The sequence below is a fragment of the Streptomyces sp. NPDC003284 genome, assembly GCF_053589675.1.
Window position 1 is genome coordinate 229,237 of the sequence record NZ_JBSFSI010000010.1, and the last position, 24,294, is coordinate 253,530.

16 protein-coding genes are annotated in these 24,294 nt (G+C 75.1%); 13 read left to right on the forward strand and 3 right to left on the reverse strand.

Features of this window, described 5'->3' with window-relative positions; genetic code table 11:
• Positions 1–144: 144 nt before the first annotated feature.
• From ACWDYF_RS22425 to ACWDYF_RS22455, 7 genes are all read left to right on the forward strand, one after another.
• On the forward strand, positions 145–3,741 hold the full coding sequence (locus ACWDYF_RS22425; protein ID WP_389465821.1) for an FHA domain-containing protein: 3,597 nt from the start codon (positions 145–147) through the stop codon (positions 3,739–3,741).
• A gap of 210 nt (positions 3,742–3,951) precedes the next feature.
• Entirely contained in the window at positions 3,952–5,442 is a 1,491-nt protein-coding gene (locus ACWDYF_RS22430) for an ABC transporter substrate-binding protein (RefSeq protein WP_389465818.1), read from the forward strand.
• 82 nt (positions 5,443–5,524) lie between these two features.
• The gene (locus ACWDYF_RS22435; RefSeq protein ID WP_389466196.1) at positions 5,525–6,805 is read left to right on the forward strand and encodes a carbohydrate ABC transporter permease; all 1,281 of its coding nucleotides are present in this window, start codon (positions 5,525–5,527) and stop codon (positions 6,803–6,805) included.
• Positions 6,806–6,893: 88 nt separating this feature from the next.
• Entirely contained in the window at positions 6,894–7,802 is a 909-nt protein-coding gene (locus ACWDYF_RS22440) for a carbohydrate ABC transporter permease (RefSeq protein WP_381740596.1), read from the forward strand.
• A gap of 167 nt (positions 7,803–7,969) precedes the next feature.
• A complete protein-coding gene (locus ACWDYF_RS22445) occupies positions 7,970–10,279 on the forward strand; it encodes a bifunctional glycosyltransferase/CDP-glycerol:glycerophosphate glycerophosphotransferase (RefSeq protein ID WP_389465814.1) in 2,310 nt (769 codons plus the stop codon).
• A 34-nt stretch (positions 10,280–10,313) separates the two neighbouring features.
• Positions 10,314–12,557, forward strand: coding sequence for a bifunctional glycosyltransferase family 2 protein/CDP-glycerol:glycerophosphate glycerophosphotransferase (locus tag ACWDYF_RS22450; protein ID WP_389465811.1), 2,244 nt, complete (start codon positions 10,314–10,316; stop codon positions 12,555–12,557).
• Positions 12,558–12,565: 8 nt separating this feature from the next.
• Entirely contained in the window at positions 12,566–14,833 is a 2,268-nt protein-coding gene (locus tag ACWDYF_RS22455) for a bifunctional glycosyltransferase/CDP-glycerol:glycerophosphate glycerophosphotransferase (protein WP_389465808.1), read from the forward strand.
• A gap of 13 nt (positions 14,834–14,846) precedes the next feature.
• Here the strand turns inward: ACWDYF_RS22455 and ACWDYF_RS22460 are convergent, their stop codons facing one another.
• A complete protein-coding gene (locus ACWDYF_RS22460) occupies positions 14,847–15,260 on the reverse strand; it encodes an organic hydroperoxide resistance protein (protein WP_381740592.1) in 414 nt (137 codons plus the stop codon).
• 158 nt (positions 15,261–15,418) lie between these two features.
• Between ACWDYF_RS22460 and ACWDYF_RS22465 the strand changes: the two genes are divergently transcribed.
• The 4 genes from ACWDYF_RS22465 (at position 15,419) to galE (ending at position 20,080) form a co-directional block, all read left to right on the forward strand.
• Positions 15,419–15,946, forward strand: a complete 528-nt coding sequence (locus ACWDYF_RS22465; protein ID WP_389465805.1) for a MarR family winged helix-turn-helix transcriptional regulator — start codon at positions 15,419–15,421, stop codon at positions 15,944–15,946.
• Between the two features lie 150 nt (positions 15,947–16,096).
• Positions 16,097–17,383 (forward strand): glycosyltransferase 87 family protein, encoded by a 1,287-nt coding sequence (locus tag ACWDYF_RS22470; protein ID WP_381740588.1) that lies wholly within the window; start codon positions 16,097–16,099, stop codon positions 17,381–17,383.
• A 43-nt stretch (positions 17,384–17,426) separates the two neighbouring features.
• On the forward strand, positions 17,427–19,037 hold the full coding sequence (locus tag ACWDYF_RS22475; RefSeq protein WP_026252147.1) for a glycosyltransferase family 2 protein: 1,611 nt from the start codon (positions 17,427–17,429) through the stop codon (positions 19,035–19,037).
• A 62-nt stretch (positions 19,038–19,099) separates the two neighbouring features.
• A complete protein-coding gene (gene galE, locus ACWDYF_RS22480) occupies positions 19,100–20,080 on the forward strand; it encodes a UDP-glucose 4-epimerase GalE (RefSeq protein WP_381740586.1) in 981 nt (326 codons plus the stop codon).
• 170 nt (positions 20,081–20,250) lie between these two features.
• Here the strand turns inward: galE and ACWDYF_RS22485 are convergent, their stop codons facing one another.
• Complete coding sequence (locus ACWDYF_RS22485) at positions 20,251–20,877, reverse strand: TetR/AcrR family transcriptional regulator (RefSeq protein ID WP_078510188.1); 627 nt, start codon at positions 20,875–20,877, stop codon at positions 20,251–20,253.
• Positions 20,878–21,059: 182 nt separating this feature from the next.
• Between ACWDYF_RS22485 and ACWDYF_RS22490 the strand changes: the two genes are divergently transcribed.
• Both ACWDYF_RS22490 and ACWDYF_RS22495 read left to right on the forward strand, forming a co-directional pair.
• Entirely contained in the window at positions 21,060–21,974 is a 915-nt protein-coding gene (locus ACWDYF_RS22490; protein ID WP_018565499.1) for an ABC transporter permease, read from the forward strand.
• A complete protein-coding gene (locus ACWDYF_RS22495) occupies positions 21,967–22,752 on the forward strand; it encodes an ABC transporter ATP-binding protein (RefSeq protein ID WP_037897334.1) in 786 nt (261 codons plus the stop codon). Before ACWDYF_RS22490 ends, ACWDYF_RS22495 begins: the two co-directional genes overlap by 8 nt.
• A gap of 17 nt (positions 22,753–22,769) precedes the next feature.
• Here ACWDYF_RS22495 and ACWDYF_RS22500 read toward each other — a convergent pair whose 3' ends face one another.
• Positions 22,770–24,287, reverse strand: coding sequence for a hypothetical protein (locus tag ACWDYF_RS22500; protein ID WP_389465797.1), 1,518 nt, complete (start codon positions 24,285–24,287; stop codon positions 22,770–22,772).
• Between the last annotated feature and the right edge of the window lie 7 nt (positions 24,288–24,294).

Below are 24,294 nucleotides of genomic sequence, written 5' to 3' on the forward strand. Positions count from 1 at the left end.
TCAGTGGCAGGTGCGAGGATGCCCCCAGTACTGGCCGACGTGCCCGTGCGGCGGTGGGGGGAATGTCCGCGGTTGGGGGGCCGCGGAGCGGCATCGTCCCTCCCCCGTTCGCGGGCGCCCGCGCAGAAGGGACCGCTGACGGCGATGCAGATCCGGCTGACCGTCGTAGACCCGCTGGGCCCGCCCTCCCCCATGGCCCCAGGGCGCGCCGCGAGCCGAGACGTGCTGGTCACGGCCCCCGCGGGCACAGCCCTCGCCGCGGTGGCGTCCGCCCTGGCCGCCGCCGTCGCCGGGGACGGCGGCGCGGCGGACGGGCGCGGCGCCCGGGAGCCGGGAGCCGGACCGGTGGTGCTGTACGCGGGCGCGGACCGGCTGGACGCCCAGCGCTGCACGCTCGGCGAGCCCCCGCTGCTGGACGGCGCGGTGCTGTCCGTGGGCGCCCCCGCCCAGCCCGAACCGCACCCCGAGCTGGACGAGGCACCGGCCCGGCTGCATGTGGTCGCCGGTCCGGACGCGGGCGGTGTCCATCTGCTGCACGGCGGTCAGATCACGGTCGGCCGCTCCGCCGACGCGGACGTCCCGCTCGACGACCCCGACGTGTCCCGCGCGCACTGCGCGGTCACCCTCGCCCCCGACGGCCGGGTCTCGGTCGCCGACCTCGGTTCCACCAACGGCACCGTGCTGGACGGCCGGCCCGTGGACCCGCGCCCGGTCCGCTTCGTCCCGGGCGCGCTGCTGCGCGTCGGCGAGTCGGTCCTGCGGCTGACGCCGTCCGCAGGCCCCGCCGACCGCCTGGAGACGGCCCCGGACGGCGAGGGCCACGCGCGCGTGGCGCCCGCCCGGACCGGGGACGGCGCCGCAGACCGCCCGGAGGCCGGTGGGCCCGCGGGCGCGATGACCACCTCCGGCACCGGCGCCGCCGCCTGGGCCGCCCCCGCGCCCACCCCCTTCGACCCCACCGTGGTGCCCGCGCAGGGCGGCGCGCCGCGGATCGAGAGCCGCGGCGGGGACACCCACGCGGGACGCTTCGGAGCCACCGCGCCCCCGGGCACCCACCCGGAGTACGGCGATCGGGCGGAGTACGGCGATCAGGCGGACCGGACCGGCGATCCGGACGGCGGCCTCCCGGACAGCGGCCTCGGCGGGAGCGGCCGCAAGGGCACGCCCCTCCGGGGGACCGACGTGCCCCAGGGGCTGCGCAGGCGCGGCGGGCTGGGCGCCTGGGCGCGGCGGCTGACCGGCGGGCGCGGCGAACCGGCGGCGGCCCGCGACGAGACGTACCCGGCACACGAGGCGTACCCGGCGTACGACGACGGAGTGGCCGACGCGCCCGGCCCGGCCGTGCCCGAGACGGGGACGGCCGCCCGGCTGCCGGAGACCTGGCCGGACCCGGCGGCGCTGCTGCTGACCGCGCTGGGCCCCGGCCCCCGGCTGTGGGAGCGCGGCCCCGGCCACCCGGAGGCGCTCACGGTGCGCCTCGGCACGGCCGACCGGCCGGCCCCCGACGGCTCGGGGCGGCTGCTGCCCGCGGTGCCGGTGACCGCGGACCTGCGCGAGGTGGGGGCGCTGGGCCTGACCGGGCCGCGTGCCCGCCTGTCCGGGCTGGCCCGCGCGGTGCTGGCCCAGCTCGCCGCGCTGCACTCCCCCGGCACGCTGGAGATCGTGCTGCTCAGCACGGACCGGGCCCGCCCGCCGCAGGAGCGCGCGGCGGAGTGGTCCTGGCTCGGCTGGCTCCCCCAGGTGCGCCCCGGCCACGGCCAGGACTGCCGGCTCCTGCTGGCCTACGACCGCGAGCAGGCGGCGGCCCGCACCGGCGAGCTCCTCCGCCGCCTGGAGGACCACCTGACGGACACCCGGACCCCGGACCGGGCGGCGGACGGAACCCCGGACCCCGCCATCCACCCGGCCACCACCACGGCCGCCCACCCGGCCACCGCCACGGCCGCCTACCCGGCGGACCACCCGGCAGACCGCCCGGCCACCGGCCAGGCACCGCCCGCCGACGGAGCCGCGCCCCCCGCGCCGTACCCCCCGGAGGCCGCCCCCGCCGCCGTCCCGCCCGCCCGCCGTCCCTCCTGGGCGCGGGACGAGGAGGCATCCGGTGCAGGCGCCGGTCACACCGGGCCGTACACGGTGGTCGTCGTGGACGGCGACCCCGGCGGCGCCACGGTGCGCGACGCGCTGGTCCGGCTGGCGCAGGAGGGCCCCCGGGCCGGGATCCACGTGGTCTGCCTCGCGGAGGCGGAGGCCGCCTCGCCCACCTCGCCGGTGACGGAGACGTACGAGGCGGCGTGCGCGGTGTCGCCGGTGTTCCGGGAGTGCGGAGCCGTCGCCCTGCTCAGCGGTGACGTGGCGACGGCGCTGCACCTGATGCGGGTGGCGCGCGCGGACGGCCGGGCGCGCGGGCCGGTGGCCCCGGGCACCGTGGCCGTCGTCGACGCCGTCTCCCCGGCCTGGGCCGAGCGGTTCGCGCGGGCGCTGGCGCCGCTGCGGCCGGTGGACGGGCCGGAGGGAGCGGAGGGGAACCGGCCCGCGCGGGTGTCGGCCCCGCTGCCGCTGTCGGCCCGCCTGCTGGACGAGCTGGGGCTGGCCCGTGCCACCCCGGCGTCCCTCCAGGCCCGCTGGGCGGACGCCGCCGACGACAGCGGGGCCGTGGGCGGCCGGGCCTGCGCGATACTCGGGGCCGGTCCGCGCGGGCCGGTCTGCGCCGACCTGGTGGCCGACGGGCCGCATCTGCTCGTCGAGGGACCGGCGGGCAGCGGCCGTACGGAGCTGCTGCGCTCGGTCGTGGCCTCGCTGGCCGCCGCCGAGCGCCCCGACCGGCTCGGCGTGGTGCTGGTGGACGGCCGCGACGGCACCGGCACCGGCGGACCCGCCGAGGGCCTGCGGGTGTGCACGGACGTCCCGCATGTGACCACCCACCTCACGGCCAACGACCCGGTGCGCATGCGGGAGTTCGCGCAGTCGCTGAGCGCCGAGCTGAAGCGGCGGGCGGAGCTGCTGGGGATATCCGACTTCGCCGCCTGGCACGGGCGGCGGACGGGAAGCGGCCGGGTCGTCGCCCAGCGCACCGCGCCCCCGGGCACCCCGGCGGGCGCCGGGGCGGGAGCGGCCGATCTCGACTCCCCGCCCAGCTCCACCCTGCGGCTGCGGCCCGCCGCGGCGCGGGCGCGGGCCGAGGCGGCGCCGCCGCTGCCCCGGCTGGTGGTGGTCGTCGACGATCTGGACGCCCTGGTCTCCCCGGCGCTCGGTTCGCCCGGCCGCCCCGCGGCCGGTTCGGTGGTCCGCGCGCTGGAGGCGGTGGCCCGGGAGGGCGAGCGGCTGGGCGTGCACCTGGTGGCGGCCACCGCGCCGGGCGGCCGGACGGAGCGGACCGAACCGGTCCGCCGCGCCACGCTGCGCGTCCTGCTGGAGCCGCCGGTGTCCGGCCGCGGGAGCGCCCCGGCGGGCGCGCCCGGCCCGGAGGCCGCGGGCAGCCCGGCGCCGGGGCGGGGGCGGCTGACCAGCGCCGACGGGCGGGCGACGCCCTTCCAGGGCGGCCGGGTGACGGGCCGTATCCCGCGCACCGCGACCCAGCGCCCCACGGTGGTGCCGCTGGACTGGCACCGGATGGGCGATCCGCCCACCCGCCGCTCGGTGCGGGAACTGGGCAACGGCCCGACCGATCTGGCCCTGCTGGCGAGCGCGCTGGAGCGGGCGGCGCGGGAGGTGTCGGCGGCCCGGGTGCCGTCCCTGATCTGAGGGAATCGCGAGCGCCGCTCCGGTGCGGCTCGTCGCCCCGGCGAGCCGCGTGCGATCCCCTCTCGAACCGTCCTGACGCGCCGTCACGACCTGGTCACGATCGGGCCGTTGACGTCGCGGGCGCTCTTGCCGACCCGCGGGCCCCGGCGTAGGACAGTGCACCACGGGACAGTGCTCGGACGTTCGACGAGGACGAAGAACGGGGCAGTGATGCGCAGCACGAGCGGCACCATCCGGACCGTACGGTCCGCCAGGTCCATCACCCGAAACACCCGAACCAGCCGCACCAGCCAAGCCACCCGAACCGGCCGCACCAGCCGCACCACCCGCTCCTCCGCCAGACTCGCGGCGGTCGCCGTCGCCGGGGCGCTGGCGCTCTCCCTGACCGCGTGCGGCGGTTCGGACGACGACAAGAAGGCCGACGCGAGCCCCGGCAGCGGTGCGTCCGGCGGGGACGGCGGGAGCGGCGCCACCGTCACCCTGCCCCGGCTGGACGGCGCCTCCCTGGAGGTGGCCGCCGTCTGGACCGGCGCCGAGCAGGCCAACTTCAAGAAGGTCCTCGCGGAGTTCACCCGGCGCACCGGCGCCAAGGTCACCTTCGTCCCCGCGCAGGACCCGATCATCAACTTCCTCGGTTCGAAGATCGCCGGTGGCCAGCCGCCGGACGTGGCGCTGCTCCCGCAGCCGGGCGCCGTCCGGCAGGCCGTGGAGAAGAAGTGGGCCAAACCGCTCGGCGCCGAGGCCCAGGCGCAGCTCGCCAAGAACTACTCGCAGGGCTGGCAGGACATCGGCAAGGTCGACGGCAAGCAGTACGCCGCCTACTACAAGGCCGCCAACAAGTCGCTGATCTGGTACAACGCCAAGGTCTTCGAGAACGCGGGGGCGGGCGAGCCCAAGACCTGGAAGGACCTGCTGGCCACCGCGCAGACGGTCTACGACTCCGGGGTGACGCCGTTCTCCGTGGGCGGCGCCGACGGGTGGACCCTCACCGACTGGTTCGAGAACGTCTATCTGTCCCAGGCGGGCCCCGAGAAGTACGACCAGCTCGCCCAGCACAGGATCAAGTGGACGGACCCGTCCGTCGGGCAGGCCCTCACCACGCTCGCGCAGATCTGGTCCAAGAAGGACTATGTCGCGGGCGGGCAGAGCGGCGCGCTCCAGGTGGAGTTCCCGGCGTCGGTCACCCAGACCTTCACCGGCGGCGACCAGCCGAAGGCCGCCATGGTCTACGAGGGCGACTTCGCGCAGGTCAACATCGGCGAGACCAAGGCGAAGGTGGGCACGGACGCCAAGGTGTTCCCGTTCCCGGCCGTGGGCGCGAGCGCGCCGGTGGTCTCCGGCGGCGACGCGGCGGTGGTCTTCAAGGACTCCAAGGCGGCGCAGGCCCTGGTCACCTTCCTGGCCTCGTCGGACGCGGCGATCATCCAGGCGAAGCTCGGCGGCTATCTCTCGCCGAACAAGAACGTGCCGGAGTCGGCGTACCCGAACGACGTGCAGCGCAAGATCGCCAAGGCGCTGGTCGCGTCCGGCGACGACTTCCGCTTCGACATGTCCGACCAGGCCCCGCAGGCGTTCGGCGGCACGCCCGGCAAGGGCGAGTGGAAGGACCTCCAGGACTTCCTGAAGAACCCGTCGGACGTCGCGGGCACCCAGGCGAAGCTGGAGAAGGACGCGGCGGCGGCGTACGGCGGCGGGAGCTGATCCGGCGATGACGCCGGCCGCCGCCGAGGGGGTCGCCGGGAGCACCGCGCCCCCCTCCGCCCCTCCGCCGAAGCGCAAGAGCGTGACCGGCACCCGCAGGACCGTGGCGGTGCTGTTCCTGCTGCCCGCCCTGGTACTGCTCGGCGCGCTCGTGGTCTACCCGATCGGGTACTCGCTCGTCCGCAGCTTCTACGACTCCTCGGGCGACTCCTTCGCCGGGTTCGACAACTACAGGGCCCTGTTCACCGACGACGGCATCCGCACCGCGCTGAAGAACAACATCATCTGGTTGGTGGCCGCCCCGGCGGTGGCCACCGCGCTCGGGCTGGTCTTCGCGGTGCTGACCGAACGGGTGCGCTGGGGCACGGCGTTCAAGCTGGTCGTCTTCATGCCGATGGCCATCTCGATGCTCGCGGCCGGGATCATCTTCCGGCTGGTGTACGACCAGGACCCGGACAAGGGCGTCGCCAACGCGGTGTGGGTCGGCGTCCACGACACGTTCGCGCGGTCCTCGGCGTTCCCGAAGGCCCACCCGGGCCGCGACTCGCCGCTCAGGCCCGACCACGGCGGCTTCCTCACCGCGCGGCCGGTGCACACCGGACGGCCGGTGGCGCTGCCGCTGGTCGGGGTCGCCCCCGACCAGATGCCGGACGGCGCGAATCGGGCCGCCGAGGCGACGGCCGACCCGGGGAAGATCACCGGCACCGCCTGGCAGGACTTCACCCGCGGCAAGGGTGTCGGCCGGCCCGGCGCGGTCGACCCGTCCGAACTGGGCTACGACGGCATGCGGATCGAGGCGGTCAAGGACGGTGCGGTGGTGGCCCGCACGAAGGCCGCCGCCGACGGCACCTTCACGCTGCCCGCGTCCGCCGACGGCGCCCTGCTGCGGCTGCCCGCCGACAACTTCAAGGCCCCGTACAACGGCGTGGACTGGCTGGGCCCGTCGCTGGTCACCCCGGCCATCATCGGCGCGTACGTGTGGATGTGGGCCGGGTTCGCCATGGTGCTGATCGCGGCGGGGCTCGCGGGCGTGCCGCGGGAGCTGCTGGAGGCCGCCCGGGTGGACGGGGCCAACGAGTGGCAGGTGTTCCGCCGGATCACCGTGCCGCTGCTGGCGCCGGTGCTCGCGGTCGTCGCGGTCACTCTGATGATCAACGTACTGAAGATCTTCGACCTGGTCTTCATCATCGCGCCCGGCTCCTCGCAGGACGACGCCAACGTGCTGGCCCTGGAGCTGTACCGCAAGGGCTTCTCCGAGGGCCGCCCCGGCGTGGCCAGTGCGATCTCGGTGTTCCTGCTGCTCCTGGTGATCCCGGTGATGGTGTTCAACATGCGGCGGCTGCGGCGGGAGGTGCGGCGATGAGGGCGCCCCATGCGTTCTGCCGGGGGTCCGGGGGTCGTCCCCCGGAAGGACACAGCAACATGCGGCGGCTGCGGCGGGAGGTGCGGCGATGACGGCCGAGGCGGTCACCGAGGCGCGGGCGGTGCCCGTGCCGCCCGCGCGGGCCCGCCGCCCGCTCGGCTCCCGGCTCGCGGAGATCGCGGGCGGGAGCGTGGTGCGGGTGGTCCTGATCCTGGTGGGCCTGTTCTGGCTGGTCCCCACGATCGGGCTGCTGCTGTCCTCGCTGCGCTCCCCCGAGGACATGAGCGCGAGCGGCTGGTGGACCGTGTTCACCCGGCCCTCCCAGCTGACCTTCGGCAGCTACCGGAAGCTGCTGGAGAACGGCGACATCACCCATTCCCTGCTCAACACCGCCCTGATCACCGTCCCGGCGACGGTCCTGGTGGTCGTGGTCGGCTCGCTGGCCGGTTACGCGTTCGCCTGGATGGAGTTCCCGGGCCGCGACTGGTGGTTCCTGGCCGTGGTGGGCCTGCTGGTCGTGCCGGTGCAGGTGGCGCTCATCCCGATCGCCGAACTCTTCGGGAAGATCGGCCTGTTCGGGACCATCTTCGGGGTGATCCTGTTCCACACCGGCTTCGGACTGCCGTTCGCGGTGTTCCTGCTGCGGAACTTCTTCGCGGAGATCCCGCGCGAACTGCTGGAGGCGGCCCGCCTCGACGGCGCCGGTGAACTGCGCCTGTTCGCCCGGGTCGTGCTGCCGCTGGGCGGTCCGGCCATCGCGAGCCTCGGCATCTTCCAGTTCCTGTGGGTGTGGAACGACATGCTGGTCGCGCTGGTGTTCACCAAGTCCGGCACCCAGCCGATCACGGTGGCCCTCCAGACCCAGGTGCGCCAGTTCGGCAACAACGTCGACGTGCTGGCGCCGGGCGCGTTCATCTCGATGGTGATTCCGCTGGCCGTGTTCTTCGCCTTCCAGCGGCAGTTCGTGTCCGGCGTGATGGCGGGCGCGGTCAAGTAGCCGCGTGGGCGGCCGCGTACGGCGCAAGGGGGCGGACCGACGCCGGTCCGCCCCCTTGCGTTCACCCACGGTCCCCCGTATGCCGTAGCGAACCGTAACCAATTCACTCCATCGGCCGTTTCCGGGCACGGCAGCACCGACCGCCCGCGCGACCCTTGGATGTCCCGTTGCCCAGGTTCAGTGTCATCGTCCCCGCGTACCGGGTCCAGGCGTATCTGCACGCGTGCCTGGAGTCCGTGCTCTCCCAGTCCTTCATGGACCTCGAACTGATCGCCGTGGACGACTGCTCACCGGACGCCTGCGGGGAGATCATCGACGAGTTCGCCGCCCGCGACCCGCGCGTGCGCGCGATCCACCTGGAGGAGAACCAGGGCCTGGGCGCCGCCCGCAACGCGGGCATGGCCCGCGCCACCGGCGAGTACCTGCTCTTCCTGGACAGCGACGACACCCTCACCCCCGAGGCGCTGTGGGCGATCGCCGCCCGGCTCAAGGAGACCGGTGAACCCGACGTCCTGGTCTACGGCTTCGCCCGCACCGACTGGACCGGCCGGCCCGAGCCCGACCCGGCCGGCGGCCTGCTGTGCCAGGAGGGCCCGGCGCCCTTCCGGCTGGCCGACCGCCCCGACCTGCTGCGGGTGCTGATGGTGGCCTGGAACAAGGCGTACCGCCGCGACTTCGTGCGCCGCGAGGAACTCGCCTTCCCGGACGGCTACTACGAGGACACGCCCTGGACGTACCCGGCGCTGCTGGCGGCCGGGTCGATCGCGACCCTGGACCGGGTCTGCGTGCACTACCGGCAGCGGCGCCGGGGCAGCATCCTGGGCACCACGAGCCGCCGCCACTTCGATGTGTTCGCGCAGTACGACCGGGTCTTCGCCTTCCTGGACCGGCGTCCCGGACTGGCCGCCTGGCGGCCGGTGCTGTTCCGGCGCATGGTCGACCACCTCACGACGGTGTTCACCCGCCCCGGCCGGCTGCCGCGCGGCAGCCGCGCCGAGTTCCTGCGCCTGGCCCGGACGTACTACCGCCGCCACCGCTGCCCGGGGGCCCGCCTCGCCCCGCGGACCCGGCTGCGGCACGCCCTGGTCCGGCTCGGCCTGCACCGCGTCTTCCGCGGGCTGCGGCTGGCGATGACGCTGCGCCGCCGGGTGGCCCGAGGCGGTCTGCGCTGCCTGCGGGCGCTGCGCGCCGCCCTGCTCCAGGCGCACTACCGGATCCAGCTGTGCCTGCCGGTGCGCGCCGACCGGGCGGTGTTCGCCGCGTACTGGGGGCGCGGGCACGGGTGCAGCCCGGGGGCGCTGGAGGCGGCGTTCCGCGCGCTGGCGCCGCACATCCGCACCGCGTGGATCGCCCGGCCCGGCCACCACGGCCGCACCCCGCCCGGCACCCGTCGGCTCACCCCGGGCACGGCCGCGTACTGGACGGCGCTGGCCCGCTCCAAGTACCTGGTCAACAACGTCAACTTCGACCGCCGTCTGGTCAAGCGGCGCGGCCAGGTGTTCGTGCAGACCCAGCACGGCACCCCGCTCAAGCACATGGGCCTGGACCTCCAGGAGCACCCGGCGGCGGCCCGCGGCATGGACTTCGCCGAGCTGCTGCGCGGCGTCGACAAGTGGGACTACGTCGTCTCCGGCAACCGGCACACCACGCTGACCTGGGAGCGCGTCTACCCCGGCCGGTACACCACGCTGGAGTACGGCTGCCCGCGCGACGACATCTTCCAGCGGGCGACCTCGGCGGACGTGGCGGCGCTGCGCGCGTCCCTGGGCATCCCGGACGACGTGGTGGCGCTGCTGTACGCGCCGACCCACCGCGACTACCGCCGCACCCAGCGGCCCGCGCTGGACCTGGAGCGCTTCGCGCACCGGCTGGGCCCCCGCTTCGTCGTCCTGGCCCGCGCCCACTACCTGGCCGAGGCCCCGCTCACCGGCGGCCCGGCCCCGTCCGCGCACCGGGCCCCGGCGGCGGGCGGCCGAGTCGTCGACGTCAGCGGGCACCCGAGCGTCGAGGAGCTGTGCCTGGCCTCCGACGCTCTGCTCACGGACTACTCGTCGATCATGTTCGACTACGCCGTGCTCGACCGCCCGATCGTGCTGCTGACCGACGACTGGGCGGCGTACGAGGCGGCCCGCGGCACCTACTTCGACGTGCGCGCCGAGCCGCCCGGCGCGGTCGCCCGCACCGCCGACGAACTCGTCGACATCCTCACCGGCGGCCACTGGCACGGCTCCCGCTCCGCGCGGCTGCGGGCCGCCTTCCGGGAGCGGTTCTGCCCGCTGGACGACGGGCGCGCCGCCGAGCGGGTGGTGCGCCATGTGGTGCTCGGGCAGCGGGACGAGGCGGCGGGGCTGCCGCCCGTCGTGCCGCTCGCCGAGCGCCGTCCGGTGCCGTCGCGGGCCGCGGCCGTCCGGGCCAGGTCCCGGCTGGCCACCGTGCCCCCGCCCGCGGGCCCCCAGACCGTCCACGAGAGCCACTGAGCCGTCCCCCGCGAGCCACTGGAGAGAGAGCAGGATGCCCCGCTTCAGCATCATCGTCCCGTCCCACGGCGTGGCGGGCAGGCTGTCCCTGGCGCTGGACTCCGTCCTCGCCCAGTCCTACGGCGACTTCGAGCTGATCCCGGTCTGCGACGGGCCCGGTGCCCCGGCCGCGGGCGTGGCCGCCGACCACGCCCGCCGGGACTCGCGGGTGCGGCCCGTGCACTCGCCGCCGTCCGCCGGTCTGGGCGGCGCGCGCAACGCGGGCACGGCTGCGGCGACCGGCGCCTATCTGCTGTTCCTCGACGGCGACGACGTGCTCGCGCCGGGTGCGCTGACCGCGCTGGCCGGGCGGCTGGCCGAGACCGGCGATGTCGACGTGCTGTACTGCGCGCACGAGCGGACGCCCTGGTGGGAGGGGACGGCCGAGCGGGTGCCCCCGGCCGGGGACACCGGCGGATCGCTGCCCGACGGCGTCTTCGCGCCCGCCGACGCCCCCCGGCTGACCGGTGCGGGGCTGCCCGCGTGGAGCGCCGTCCACCGCCGGGCCTTCGTGAGCGCCCACGGCCTCGTCTTCTCCTGCGGCCACCACACCGACCTCGGCTGGGGCGTGCGCGCGGTGCTCGCCGCCGAGCGGGTCGCGGTGCTGCGCGAGAGCGTCGTACGGCATCTGCTGCGCCGCCGGGGCAGCAGGCTCGGACTCCCGGGCGAGCACCACTTCGACCTCCTCGACCAGTCGGAGCGGGTGCTCGTCCGGGCCACGGAGGCGGGCCTGCCCGCCGAGCGGTACGCGCCGCTGTTCGCGCACGTCATGGAGCTGGTCGTGGAGACGGCCCGGCATCCGGAGCGGCTGCCCGCCGGGCGCCGCCGGGCGTTTTCGCGCGCCGCCCGCGCGCTGTACCGCGCGCACCGCCCGGCCGGGTTCCGGCCGCCCGCGGGCGCCGCGGGCGCGGCGCACCGGCTGCTCGCCACCGGCGCGTACCCGGCGCTGCGCGCGCTGGGCGCCGCCGCCGGGCCCGCCGCACGGTCCGCGCGGGCGGGCCGTACGGCCGCCGCTGCCCTGCGCCGGGTGCGCGCCCGCCTCGGCTACCGCTGGCACCTGCACCGGCCGCTCGACGAGCGCCTCGTCGTGTACTGCGCCTACTGGGGGCGCGGCTACGCCTGCAATCCGGCCGCGCTGCACGCCAGGGCCCGCGAACTCGCCCCGCAGCTGCGGGGGGTGTTCCTGGTCGAGGCGGGCCAGGAGCACACCCTGCCCGAGGGCGTCGACCACGCGGTGATCGGCAGCCCGCGGTACTGGAAGGTGCTGGCCCGCGCCAAGTACCTGGTGAACAACGCCAACTTCGCGGACGCCGTCGTCAAGCGGCCCGGCAGCGTGCACCTCCAGACCCAGCACGGCACCCCGCTGAAGACGATGGGCTGCGACCAGTCGGTGTACCCGGTGGTCGCGGCGCAGTCGGGCAGCTTCACCCGGCTGCTGCGCCGGGTGGACCGCTGGGACCACAACCTGTCCGCCAACCGGCACTCCACCGAGGTGTGGGAGCGGGCCTTCCCGGGCGCGTACGAGACGCTGGAGTACGGCTATCCGCGCAACGACCTGCTGCTGACGGCCGGTGCGCGGGAGGTGGCCGCGATCCGGCGCGCGCTGGGCGTGCCCGAGGGCGCGACGGCCGTGCTGTACGCCCCCACCCACCGCGACCACCGCACCGGCTTCGCACCGGGCCTGGACCTGGAGGAGTTCTGCGCGGCGGCGGGTGACGACGTCGTCGTCCTGCTGCGCGCCCACTACTTCTACGACCGGGGCGGGCGCGCGGGCAGCGGCCGGGTCATCGACGTGACCGGGCACCGCTCCACGGAGGAGGTGTGCCTGGCCGCCGACGCGCTGGTCACCGACTACTCGTCGATCATGTTCGACTACGCCGTCCTGGACCGCCCGGTCGTCGTGTACGCCGACGACTGGGAGGTGTACCGCGAGACGCGGGGCGTCTGCTTCGACCTGCTGGAGACCCCGCCGGGACCGGTGGCGCGCACCCCCGGCGAGCTGGCCGGCCTCTTTCGCGACGGCGCGTTCGCCGGGCCCCGGTCGACGGCGCTGCGGGCGGCGTTCCGGGAGCGGTTCTGCGCCTTCGACGACGGGCGGGCCGCCGAGCGGGTGGTGCGCCGGGTGTTCCTCGGCGAGCCGGAGAAGGCGCTGCCGCCCGTGGTCCCGCTCGCCGCGCGCACCCCGGCCCCGGCCGCCGTGCCCTTCCCGAGGTCCGCCGCCCCGTTCGTGAGGAGCTGACGACAGCAGTGCCCCGCTTCAGCATCATCGTCCCCTGCTTCCAGGTGCAGGGCTTCCTGCGCGAGTGCCTCGACTCGGTCCTCGGGCAGTCCTTCCGGGACGTCGAGGTGATCGCCGTCGACGACTGCTCCCCGGACGGCTCCGGCGCGATCCTCGACGAGTACGCGGCGCGCGACGCGCGCGTGCGCGTGCTGCACCTGCCGGAGAACGCCGGTCTGGGCCGCGCCCGCAACGCGGGGGCGGAGCGGGCCACCGGCGACTTCCTCTTCTTCCTCGACAGCGACGACACGCTCACCCCGGGCGCGCTGCGCGCCATGGCGGACCGGCTGGCCGAGACCGACGACCCGGACGTGCTGGTCTTCGACTACGCGCGCACCTACTGGTGGGGCGGCACGCGCCGCAACGCCCTGGCACGGGTGCTGGCCGAGGCGGGCGGCGCGGGGACCTTCACCGCGGCCGAGCGCCCGGAGATCCTCGATCTGCTGATGGTGGTGTGGAACAAGCTGTACCGGCGCGACTTCGTCGGCAAGCACGGCTTCGCCTTCCCACCGGGCTACTACGAGGACACGCCCTGGACCTTCCCGGTGCTGCTCACCGCGGACCGGATCGCCGTGCTGGACCGGATCTGCCTGAACTACCGCCAGCGCCGCCAGGGCAGCATCCTGTCCACCACCAGCCGCAAGCACTTCGACATCCACGACCAGTACGAGCGGGTGTTCGCGTATCTGGACGAGCGGCCCGACCTCGCGTCCTGGCGGCCGTACCTGCACCGCAAGGCGGGCGAGCACTGCCTCGACATCCTGGCCAAGCCGGACCGGGTGCCCCCGGCCGACAAGCCGGAGTTCTTCCGCCGCACGGCCGAGCTGTTCGCCGCGCACCGGCCCGCCGGGGCGCCCGTGCCCGACGGACTGCGGGTCCTGGAGGGCGGCTACGCGGCGTACGCGCTGCGGCGGCAGGCCGCGCGGGCGCGGCGGGAGGCGGGCCGTCGGGCGCGGCAGGTCCGCCGGGCCGCGGCGCGCCGGGCCAAGGACGGCTGGGGCGCGCTGCACGCCCGCCGGCCGCCGGCCGAGGACCTGGTCCTGTACTCGGCCTTCTCGCACCGCGGGGTGCTCGGCGACCCGGCCGCCGTGTACCGCAGGGCCCGGGAGATCGCCCCGCAGCTGCGCGGGGTGTGGGTGGTGCGCGACCCCGAGCGGGCCCGGCTCGCCGGGCTGCTGCCGCCCGGCACCGAGTACGTCGTGCCCGGCGGCCCGCGCTTTCGGCAGCTCGCCGCGCGCGCCGCGTACTTCGTCAACAACGTCAACTGGCCCGACGTCCCCGGCAAGCGGCCCGGCAGTGTGCACATCCAGACGCACCAGGGGACGCCGCTGAAGTACATGGGGGCCGATCTGCTGGACAAGCCCGGCGCCCGGCTCGGCGTGGACGTCCCCGGCATGCTGCGCCGGGCCGACCGCTGGGACCACAGCCTGGTCGCCAACCGCCACTCCGAGCTGGTGTGGGAGCGCGCCTACCCGTGCCGCTTCGGCTCCGCGCGCACCGGCAGCCCGCGCAACGACGTCCTGGTGGGCGCGGCGCCGGACGCCGGGGCGGCGGTGCGCGCCCGGCTCGGCGTCCCGGCGGACCACACCGTGGTGCTGTACGCGCCGACGCGCCGCGAGTACCGGCGCGGCGGGCACGTCGAGCGGTTCGATCCCGCCCGGCTCGCCGCCGACCTGGGCGAGGGGCACACCCTCGTGGTCCGGCTGCACCCGTCGCTCGCGGCCGGTCCGGCGCGCGGCCTCGGCCTGGCCGAGCTGCACCGGCGCGGGGTGCTGGTGGACGCGACGGACGAGCCGTACGCGGAGGACGTGCTGCTCGCCGCCGATGTGCTCGTCACCGACTACTCCGCCCTGATGTTCGACTACGCCAACCTGGACCGGCCGATCGTGGTGCACGCCGACGACTTCGACGCGTACACGGCGAGCCGGGGCGTGTACTTCGACGTACGGGCCGAGCCGCCGGGCCATGTGGCGCGCTCCTACCGCGAGCTGGCGTGGCTGCTGGCGTCGGGGACCTGGCGGGACGCGGAGTCGGCGCGGCTGCGGGCGGCGTTCCGGGCGCGGTTCTGCGAGTTCGACGACGGCTGGGCGGCGGAGCGGGTGGTGCGCACGCTGCTGCTGGGCGAGCGGGACTGGACGCCGCCCGCGCCCGCCCCGGCCGCCGCGCGGACGGCGCCGGGCGGCGGCGCCCAGGTGCCCGCGCAGGCGTCCGGGCACGACCGGCTCGCACCGTCCTGAGCGTGCGCGCGGGTCACTCGATGACGAGGTCGACCGGGATGTTGCCGCGGGTGGCGTTGGAGTAGGGGCACACCTGGTGGGCCTGCTCGACCAGCTCGCGCCCGGTGGCCTCGTCCACGGTGTCGGGCAGCTCGATGCGCAGGGTGACGGCGAGCGCGAAGCCCTCGCCCTTCTTGCCGAAGGCGACCTCGCCGGTGACCGCGGCGTCGCTCAGGTCCACCTTGGCCCGGCGGCCGACGACGGCGAGGGCACCGGCGAAGCAGGCCGCGTATCCGGCGGCGAACATCTGCTCCGGGTTGGTGCCCTGTCCGTCGCCGCCCAGCTCCACGGGCGCGGCGAGCTGCACGTCCAGCTTGCCGTCGGAGCTGTAGGCGCGGCCCTCGCGGCCGTGGGTGGCGGTGGCGACGGCGGTGTAGAGCGTTTCCATGGCGATCCAGCCCTCTCGGAAGACATCGGTGCGCGGTTCCGCGGTTCCTGCGATTGCTGCGGTTTCGGTTTCTGCGGTTTCTGCGCCACGAGTAGAGCACACAATCAAGTTGTGCACAACTGAATGATGCGCGAGGTACCTCGGGTACCCTGAGGCACATGACGACCGAGGTACCGCGGACCCCCGCCCCCGACGAGGAGTGGCTGCGCCTGGACCACCAGATCTGCTTCGCGCTGCACGCCGCCTCGCGCGCCTTCACCGGCGTCTACCGCTCGCTCCTGAAGGACCTGGGCCTGACCTATCCGCAGTACCTGGTGATGCTGGTGCTGTGGGAGCGCGACGAGATTCCCGTCAAACAGCTCGGCGAGCGGCTGCGCCTCGACTCCGGGACCCTCTCCCCGCTGCTCAAGCGGCTGGAGGCGGCCGGTCTGGTGACCCGGGAGCGCAGCGCGCACGACGAGCGCTCGGTCCGGGTCCGGCTCACCGCCGAGGGCACGGCGCTGCGCGGGCGCGCGGCGCTCGTACCGCCCCGGATCATGGCGGCCACCGGCCTCGGCCCGGACGAGATCGAGGACCTGCACGTCCGCCTCGCCCGGCTCACCGACGCCCTGGACTCGGCGGTGCCGGGCCTGTCCGGGCCCGCGGCCGACGCGACGGACCCGGAGGGCACCGCGCACTGCGGCTGAGCCGCTGCCCCCGGCGGACGGGCGCGGCCGCCACACTCCCGACTCCCCCGGGCCCGGAACACCCGCTTGACCACATCTACCGCCTTCTTACCCGTCTGCGGCCGTGTATCGGCACGGACAGGGCATGGGCGCGGTCTACGATCCGCGGTGATGAGTGCCTTCCGGAGCGTGCCGCGGCCGTCGGCCCGCGCCTCGACGCGACACCGCCTCCTCGCCCTGACGGCCGCCTGGCTCCTCACCCGCGCGGCGACGCTGACACTGCTCGCCCACGACACGCTGCCCCCGCTGGGCGGCGGCGCCGTGGCGCGCGAGGTGTGGAAGCTGTACCACCACTGGTACCTGGTGCTGGCGCACGGCGCCTTCCCCGCGCACGACCCGCTCTGGCAGTACCCGCCGGGCGCCGCACCGGTCCTGCTCTCCCCCGCGCTGCTGCCGTGGCTGACGTACTTCCAGGCGTTCGTGGCGCTCGCCCTGGCCGCGGACGCGGTGATCGCGGCGGCCCTGGCCCGCGCGGGCACCCGGCCGGGCGGCAGCCTGCGCGGCGCCTGCTGCTGGACGCTGGGCCTGCCGCTGCTGCTGCACGTCCCGCTCGCCCGCTACGACCTCCAGGTCACCGCCTTCGCCGTGCTCGCCCTGCTGGCCCTGCGCCGCTCCCCGCGCGCCTGCGGGGCGCTGGCCGCGCTGGGCGCGCTGATGAAGGTGTGGCCCGCGCTGGTGCTGCTGGGCACCCCGCGGGGCCGTACGACCCGCTCGGCGTGGACCTGGGCGGCCGGGACCGGCGCGCTCGCCGCGCTGGTGCTCGCCGCGGTGTTCCGCAATCCGCTGGCCTTCCTGCACGGGCAGGGCGGGCGCGGGGTGCAGATCGAGTCGTTCGGCGGCACCCTGCTCGCCCTGGCGACCCACGCGGGCTGGCCGGGCGTCGTCCGCTACCGCTACGGCTCGCTGGAGTTCACCGGGCCGTACGTCAGCACCGTGGCCCATGTCTTCCTGGCGCTGTCCGCCGCGGCCCTCGCGACGCTGCTGCTCTGGCGTCTGCGCGCCCGGCGCCAGGCCCCGGACACCCCCTGCGACGCCGCGCTGAGCGCCACCCTGCTGTTCACCGTGACCAGCCGGGTGATCAGCCCGCAGTACATGATCTGGCTGCTCGGACTCGCCGCGGTGTGTCTCACCTCACGGCACACGACCCAGCGCCCCGTCGCCGCCCTGCTCGCCCCGGCCTGCCTGGTCAGCGCGGTCGCCTATCCCACGCTCTACGGCCAGGTGGCCGCCTCCACCTGGGCCGGATGCGCGCTGATGCTGGCCCGCAACGGCCTGCTGGCGGCGGCCACGGTAGTCTCGTTCGTCCGGCTGTGGCGCTCGACGAAGGCGGAGGTACCCCGCAGACAACCCGAGCAGGACCCGCACCGTCTTCCGCAGGGGACCCTGAGTCCCTCTTAACGGGGGACAACCGACCGCACCTACGATCGCGCCCGTGGACTCCATGCACCCGCATTCCCGCCAGAACCCGCCCGTCAGCATCGTCGTCATCGGTTACAACGACGTCGCCCGCATAGCGCAGGCGGTGCGTTCCGCACTCGCGCAGGGGCCCGCGGTCCGCGAGGTCATCGCCGTCGACGACTGCTCGACGGACGGCACCCACGAACTCCTCCTCGGCCTCGCCGCCGAGGAGCCCAGAGTGCGGGTGATCAGGCGCAGGACCAACAGCGGCGGCTGCGGCAGCCCACGCAACACCGGCATCGACGCGGCGACCTCCCCGTACCTGATGTTCCTCGACAGCGACGACGTCCTGCCGCCCGGCGCGACGCATGCGCTGCTCACCGCCGCCGAGGCGGAGGACGCCCAGGTCGCGGCCGGTCTGTGCGTACGCCGCGAGCTGCCCTCCGGGCACGACGTGCCCTGGCAGAGCGCGCTGTACGCGCACAGCGCGGTCCTCGGCCACCCCGCGCAGCTGCCCGCGCTCGTGCACGACACGCTGTGCGTCAACAAGCTGTACCGCACCGACTTCCTGCGCGAACACGCCATCCGTTTCCCCGAGGGCCGCTTCCCCTACGAGGACTTCGTCTTCACCGCGCGGATGCTGGCCGCCGCGCCGCGCATGGCCCTCGTCCCGGACCGGGTCTACCTCTGGCACGTGCGCCGCTCCGCCGAACGGCTGTCGATCTCCCTGGACCGGGCCCGCATCGAGAACTGGCGTGCCCGTACCGAGGCGAGCGAGCAGGCGTACGACATCCTGCTGAACGCCGGGCAGAAGGAGCTGGCGCGGGCGGCCCGCGCCAAGTTCCTCGACCATGAGCTGCGCATGTACGCGCGCGAGCTGAGCCTGCGCGATCCCGAGTACCGCCGCGCCTGGTGGACGCACACCCGCGCCTACCTGCGCGGCTACGACGCCGCCGACTGGGCGTCCGAGCCGACCGCGCCCGGCCGGCTGCTGGCCCGGGTGATCCTGGCCTCCCCCGAGCCGCGCGACCTGCCCCGGCTCAAGGAGCTGGCCGCCCGCCCCGCCCGGCTGTGCCCGCCCTACGCGCGCGGCGAGGGCGGCGTCCCCGTCTGGTCCCGGGACCTGCCCCAGGTCACCCTGGAGCCGTATCTGACCCGGGACGCGCACCGGCTGCCGCTCGCGGTGGACGCGGCGCTGCGCCCGAGCACGCGCACCACCGTCCTGCGGCTGCGCCTGCACGAGATGTACGGCAGGGTCGCGGCCACCGGCCCCCGCACGCTGGAGGCCGAGTGGCGCCACCGCGAGGCGGGCCACGCGGCCCAGCGCGCCACGGTCCCGCTCCGGCCCACCGGTGACACCTGGCGGGCCGAGACGGTCGTGGACCTGGCGGCCCTGGGCGCCGGGACCTGGGACCTGCACCTGCGGGTGCACTTCGCCGACGGCACCAGCCGCGCGGTGACCGGACACGCCTGGGCGGGCACCGGCATGCTCCGCCGCAGCGTCGTGCCGAGCCTGCGGTTCGGCGCCCTGCTGGTCCAGCCCTACGCCACGCACTCCGGCGCGCTGGCCCTGCGCCTGGCCACCGGCTGGCGCGGAGCCACGTCCGTGCTGCGCGGCAGACTCCGCCGACTGCTCCGCCGGGGCACCGGATAACGCCCCGGCCGTCCCACCGCACCACCGCACCACCCGGGCCAACTGACGAGGAGACGCCCACCATGACCTGGCTGATCACCGGAGGCGCCGGCTACATCGGCGCCCATGTCGTCCGCGCGATGACCGAGGCGGGCGAGCAGACCGTGGTCTACGACGACCTCTCCACGGGGCTCGGCGACCGTATCCCGGACGGCGTCCCGCTCGTCGTCGGCTCCACCCTGGACGGCGAGCGGCTGGCGCGGACCCTGGCCGAGCACCGGATCACCGGCGTCGTCCACCTGGCGGCCAAGAAGCAGGTCGGCGAGTCCGTGGAGCTGCCCCTGCACTACTACCGGGAGAACGTGGAGGGCCTGCGCGTCCTGCTGGAGGCCGTGACGGCGGCCTCGGTGGACGCCTTCGTCCTCTCCTCCTCCGCGGCCGTCTACGGCATGCCGGACGTGGACCTGGTCACCGAGGAGACTCCGTGCGCGCCCCTGTCGCCGTACGGGGAGACCAAGCTGGCCGGCGAGTGGCTGGTGCGCGCGACGGGCCGGGCGACCGGGCTGGCCACGGCCTCCCTGCGCTATTTCAACGTGGCGGGCGCGGCCTGTCCCGAGCTGGCGGACACCGGCGTCTACAACCTCGTGCCCATGGTCCTCGAAAGGCTGACGGAGGGCGAGGCGCCGCGGATCTTCGGCGACGACTACCCCACTCCCGACGGCACCTGCGTGCGCGACTACATCCATGTGGTGGACCTCGCCGAGGCGCATGTCGCCACGGCCCGCGCGCTGCGCGCCGCCCCCGGCCGCGACCTGACCCTGAACATCGGACGCGGCGAGGGCGTCTCGGTGCGCGAGATGATCGACACGATCGGCGCCGTGACCGGCCGCCACCGCGCCCCGGCGGTCACCCCGCGCCGCCCCGGCGACCCGGCCCGCGTCGTCGCCTCCGCCGACCGCGCCGCCGCCGCGCTCGGCTGGAAGGCCCGCCATGACGTCCAGGACATGATCACCTCCGCCTGGGCGGGCTGGGTCCACCACCACCCCGGGGCGGCCCGCGTCTGAGAGCAGCGGCGACGGCCCGCCCGGACCCCGCGGGGCGGACGCCGGTCACAGGGGCTCCCCGGCGGCCGCACCGGCCGCCGGGGAGCCCTTTGCCTTCCGTGAGGCCGCCTTCCGCGAGGCCGCCGCACATGCCGCTGCCCGGCCGGGCCCGGTGGGCGGCCCGCCCCGCCTCACAGCGCCTTGAGCGCCGCCGCGGTGCCGCGTGCCAGCGCGGCCAGATAGCCCTTGGGGAGCTTGGGGGCACGGATGACGACCGCGCGCCAGTACAACGGCCCGGAGATCAGGTCGAGGGCCAGGTCGCGGTCGAGACCGGCACGGATCTCGCCGCGCTCCGCCGCCGCCGCGAGGATGCTGCTGGCGACGCCCTCCTGACCGTCGCGCAGGGCCTTCTGCACGGCCTCGGCGAGATCGGGGTTGCGGGCCGCCTCCGCCTGGAGGTCGGGCAGGATCTGCGAGGCCACCGGATGGCGCAGGGCGCGGGAGGTCACCTCGTAGAGCAGGCGCAGGTCCGTCTCCAGGGATCCGGTGTCGGGAGCGGGCAGGCCCTGGACGGCGAGCGCCGAGACGACGTCGAGCACCAGGTGCAGCTTGGAGCGCCAGCGGCGGTACACGGCGGTCTTGCCGACGCCCGCGCGCCGGGCGATGCCCTCGATGGACATGCGCGCGTAGCCGACGGCCGCCAGTTCGCCGAAGACGGCCGCCCGGATCGCCTCCGTGACGTCCTCCCGCAGGACGGCCGCCCCGGCGGGCGTGCGGCGGCGCGGGCGCGTCTCGGGTTCGCCGGGGTTCGTCGTCATGGCCTCCAGCATAGGGCGTGACGACGAAACGGTTGCGTTGCGACGTCACTTGGGCCTACGCTCACGTTGCGACGATACGGTCCCGTTCCGACGTAAGAGAACGTGAAGAGAACCGTAAGGAAACGGGCGGCGGACAAGCGTCCCGCCCCCGCACCCCCTCCCCCCGACCGAAAGCAGCGGATGTGAGCCAGGTCCTCCACACACCGCCCCCCGCCCCGGCCGCCGCCGAGGACGATCCGGCGGCGCTCGCCGCCCATCACGGCCTGTCCGTCAGCGGCGCCCGCCCCACCCTGTCGGCGTATCTGCGCGAGCTGTGGGCACGGCGGCACTTCATCACGGCGTTCGCCACCGCCAAGCTCACCGCCCAGTACAGCCAGGCGAAGCTCGGCCAGGTCTGGCAGGTCGCCACCCCCCTGCTGAACGCGGCGGTCTACTACTTCATCTTCGGCGTCCTGCTCGGCACCAGCCGGGGCGTGTCCGACTACATCCCGTTCCTGGTCACCGGCGTGTTCATCTGGACGTTCACGCAGAGTTCGATCATGGCGGGCACCCGGGCGATCTCCGGCAACCTCGGCCTGGTGCGGGCCCTGCACTTCCCGCGCGCCGCGCTGCCCATCTCCTTCGCGCTCCAGCAGCTCCAGCAGCTGCTGTTCTCGATGGCCGCGCTCGTGGTGATCCTGCTCTGCTTCGGTGTGATGCCCGCCGCCTCCTGGGCGCTGGCCGTCCCGGTGCTGGTGCTCCAGTTCGTCTTCAACGCGGGCGTGTCGATGGTCGTGGCCCGGATGGGCGCCAAGACCCCGGACATCGCCCAGCTGATGCCGTTCCTGCTGCGCACCTGGATGTACGTCTCCGGGGTCATGTGGAGCATCGACGCGACCCTCAAGCACAGCAGCATGCCGCATGTCGTCAAGACGCTGCTGGAGATCAACCCGGCCGCCGTCTACATCGACCTGATGCGCTTCGCGCTCATCGACAGCTTCAAGGCCCACCAGCTCCCGCACCACGTGTGGGCGTACGCGCTGGGCTGGGCGCTGCTCGCCGGCGTCGGCGGCTTCGTCTACTTCTGGAAGGCCGAGGAGAGGTACGGACGTGGCTGAGCACAGCAGCGGCAACATCCCCACCGTCATCGCCGACCGGGTCGACATCGTCTACCGGGTGCACGGCACGGGCGCCGGACGCGGCACCGCGACCGCCGCGCTCAACCGCATCCTGCGGCCCGGGAAGGCGGAGAAGGCGGCGGGCGTGCGCCGGGTGCACGCGGTGAAGAAGGTGTCGTTCATCGCCTACAAGGGCGAGGCGATCGGCCTCATCGGCACCAACGGCTCCGGCAAGTCCACCCTGCTCAAGGCGGTCGCCGGGCTGCTCCCGGTGGAGAGCGGCAAGATCTACACCGACGGCCAGCCCTCCCTGCTCGGGGTGAACGCGGCCCTGATGAACGACCTGACCGGCGAGCGCAACGTCCATCTCGGCGGCCTCGCCATGGGCATGTCCCGCGAGCAGATCAGGGAGCGCTACCAGGAGATCGTCGACTTCTCCGGCATCAACGAGAAGGGCGACTTCATCACGCTGCCCATGCGCACCTACTCCTCCGGCATGGCCGCCCGGCTGCGCTTCTCCATCGCCGCCGCCAAGGACCACGACGTGCTGCTCATCGACGAGGCGCTGGCCACCGGCGACCGCAAGTTCCAGATGCGCTCCGAGGAACGCATCCGCGAACTGCGCAAGCACGCGGGCACGGTCTTCCTGGTCAGCCACAACAACAACTCGATCCGCGACACCTGCGAGCGCGTCCTGTGGCTCGAACGCGGCGAGCTGCGCATGGACGGCCCCACGGACGAGGTCCTGAAGGCGTACGAGACCTTCACCCGGAAGTAGCCGGCCGCCGCTCGGGCCTACCGCGTCACCGCGTACAGCACCTGCCCGCCCGGTCCGCCGGCCACCGGGCGCAGGCCGGGATCCCGCTGCGGGCGGCGGCCGTCGAGGACCCAGCGCACGCGGTACGTCCGCAGGATGTCCCGGCGGGCGCCGCGCGGTGTGCCGCGCGCGAAGTAGCGCGCGGCGGCCCGCTCCCGCCGGGCCGCGTCCGGCAGGAAGAACTCCGGGTAGCCGGGCGCCACGGTGTAGGCGCCGTAGGCGGGCACCAGCCGGGACGGGAAGTCACGGGCCATCACCACATCGCCGTACCGCACATGCGGGGTGATCCAGTGGTATCCGGTCCAGGGCGGCGTGTAGCGCGCGGCGAGCACGGGGGGCAGCGCGTCCCGCCCCACGACGTACCCGGCCACCCCCGCCTGCGTCCAGGCGCCCACGGCGAGCGCGGCGGCCAGCGCCCAGGCCCAGCGCAGGCGCACCGTACGCCGGCCGCCGCCGAACACCTCCAGGGCGATGGCGAGCTGCGCCGGGACCAGCGCGGCGGGCAGTGCCCGGCCCCAGGAGTAGTGGCCGCTGACGAAGCCCGCCGCGCACACCAGCGCGCCCAGCGCGCAGAAGACCACCAGCGGGTCCCGCCGGTCGCGCCGGTACCGCAGCACCAGCGCCGCCACCCCGAGCAGCGCCAGCCAGTACCGGCCGGCGAAGTCCGTGTAGAGGGCGCGGTGCACGCTCGCCAGCCCGTCACCGGCCGAGAACAGCGCGAAGAAGTCGTAGTACGGCCACAGCCACAGCACCAGCAGGCCCAGCCCGGCCGCCGCGGCGATCCGCGGCCACCACGCGCGCGGCGGCCGGGCGGCGACGACCGTGGCCAGCGCGCCCAGTGTGGCGACCACTCCGGTGAACTGGTGGCAGAGCAGGATCACCGCCCACAGCACGCCGGTGCCCAGCCACACCTCCCAGCCGGCCGGCGCGCGCAGCGTCCGGCTGAGCCACGCCCACAGGTGGAAGGAGAGCCCGAGGGCGAACACGCTGGGGTAGGAGACCGTCAGCGCCAGCGAGTTCAGGGAGAGGAAGCCGCTCCAGTTGATGAGCACGGTGCCCCAGAGCAGCACCAGGCTCAGCGCGGCCAGGGCGGGCGCGGCCGGATGCGGGCTCAGGGTCCGTACGTACCGGCGTACGCCGGTGACCAGGAGCGCGAGTCCGGCGAGCGCGGCCAGCCGCAGCACGATGAAGACCGACCAGCCGCCGGCCCGCGCGACACAGCCGAGCAGCAGCATCCACGGCGAGTAGTAGGGGCTCGGGGTGTCGGCGGCGACGAGCGGGTTGCCGGGGTGCAGCAGGCCGTGCCGCAGGCGTTCGACGGTGGCCGCGTGCATGCCGAGGTCACCGGCCCAGGGCAGCCGGACGATCACCAGGAGCAGCAGGACGAGGAGCAGCGCGACAGCGGCCCGGGGCGCGGCGGAACGTTTCACGCGGACGACCGGCGGCAGGGACGCCGCTCGTCCGGCGGAACGCGCCTCAGGCGGCGCGGCGCGCATCGCGGGC

Excerpts from the sequence above, each read along its gene's own strand:
- ACWDYF_RS22460 (WP_381740592.1), bottom strand. The coding sequence starts at position 15,260 with ATGGAAACGCTCTACACCGCCGTCGCCACCGCCACCCACGGCCGCGAG.
- galE (WP_381740586.1), top strand. The coding sequence starts at position 19,100 with ATGACCTGGCTGATCACCGGAGGCGCCGGCTACATCGGCGCCCATGTC.
- ACWDYF_RS22425 (WP_389465821.1), top strand. The coding sequence starts at position 145 with ATGCAGATCCGGCTGACCGTCGTAGACCCGCTGGGCCCGCCCTCCCCC.
- ACWDYF_RS22500 (WP_389465797.1), bottom strand. The coding sequence starts at position 24,287 with ATGCGCGCCGCGCCGCCTGAGGCGCGTTCCGCCGGACGAGCGGCGTCC.
- ACWDYF_RS22485 (WP_078510188.1), bottom strand. The coding sequence starts at position 20,877 with ATGACGACGAACCCCGGCGAACCCGAGACGCGCCCGCGCCGCCGCACG.
- ACWDYF_RS22470 (WP_381740588.1), top strand. The coding sequence starts at position 16,097 with ATGAGTGCCTTCCGGAGCGTGCCGCGGCCGTCGGCCCGCGCCTCGACG.
- ACWDYF_RS22450 (WP_389465811.1), top strand. The coding sequence starts at position 10,314 with ATGCCCCGCTTCAGCATCATCGTCCCGTCCCACGGCGTGGCGGGCAGG.
- ACWDYF_RS22465 (WP_389465805.1), top strand. The coding sequence starts at position 15,419 with ATGACGACCGAGGTACCGCGGACCCCCGCCCCCGACGAGGAGTGGCTG.
- ACWDYF_RS22475 (WP_026252147.1), top strand. The coding sequence starts at position 17,427 with ATGCACCCGCATTCCCGCCAGAACCCGCCCGTCAGCATCGTCGTCATC.
- ACWDYF_RS22440 (WP_381740596.1), top strand. The coding sequence starts at position 6,894 with ATGACGGCCGAGGCGGTCACCGAGGCGCGGGCGGTGCCCGTGCCGCCC.
- ACWDYF_RS22430 (WP_389465818.1), top strand. The coding sequence starts at position 3,952 with ATGCGCAGCACGAGCGGCACCATCCGGACCGTACGGTCCGCCAGGTCC.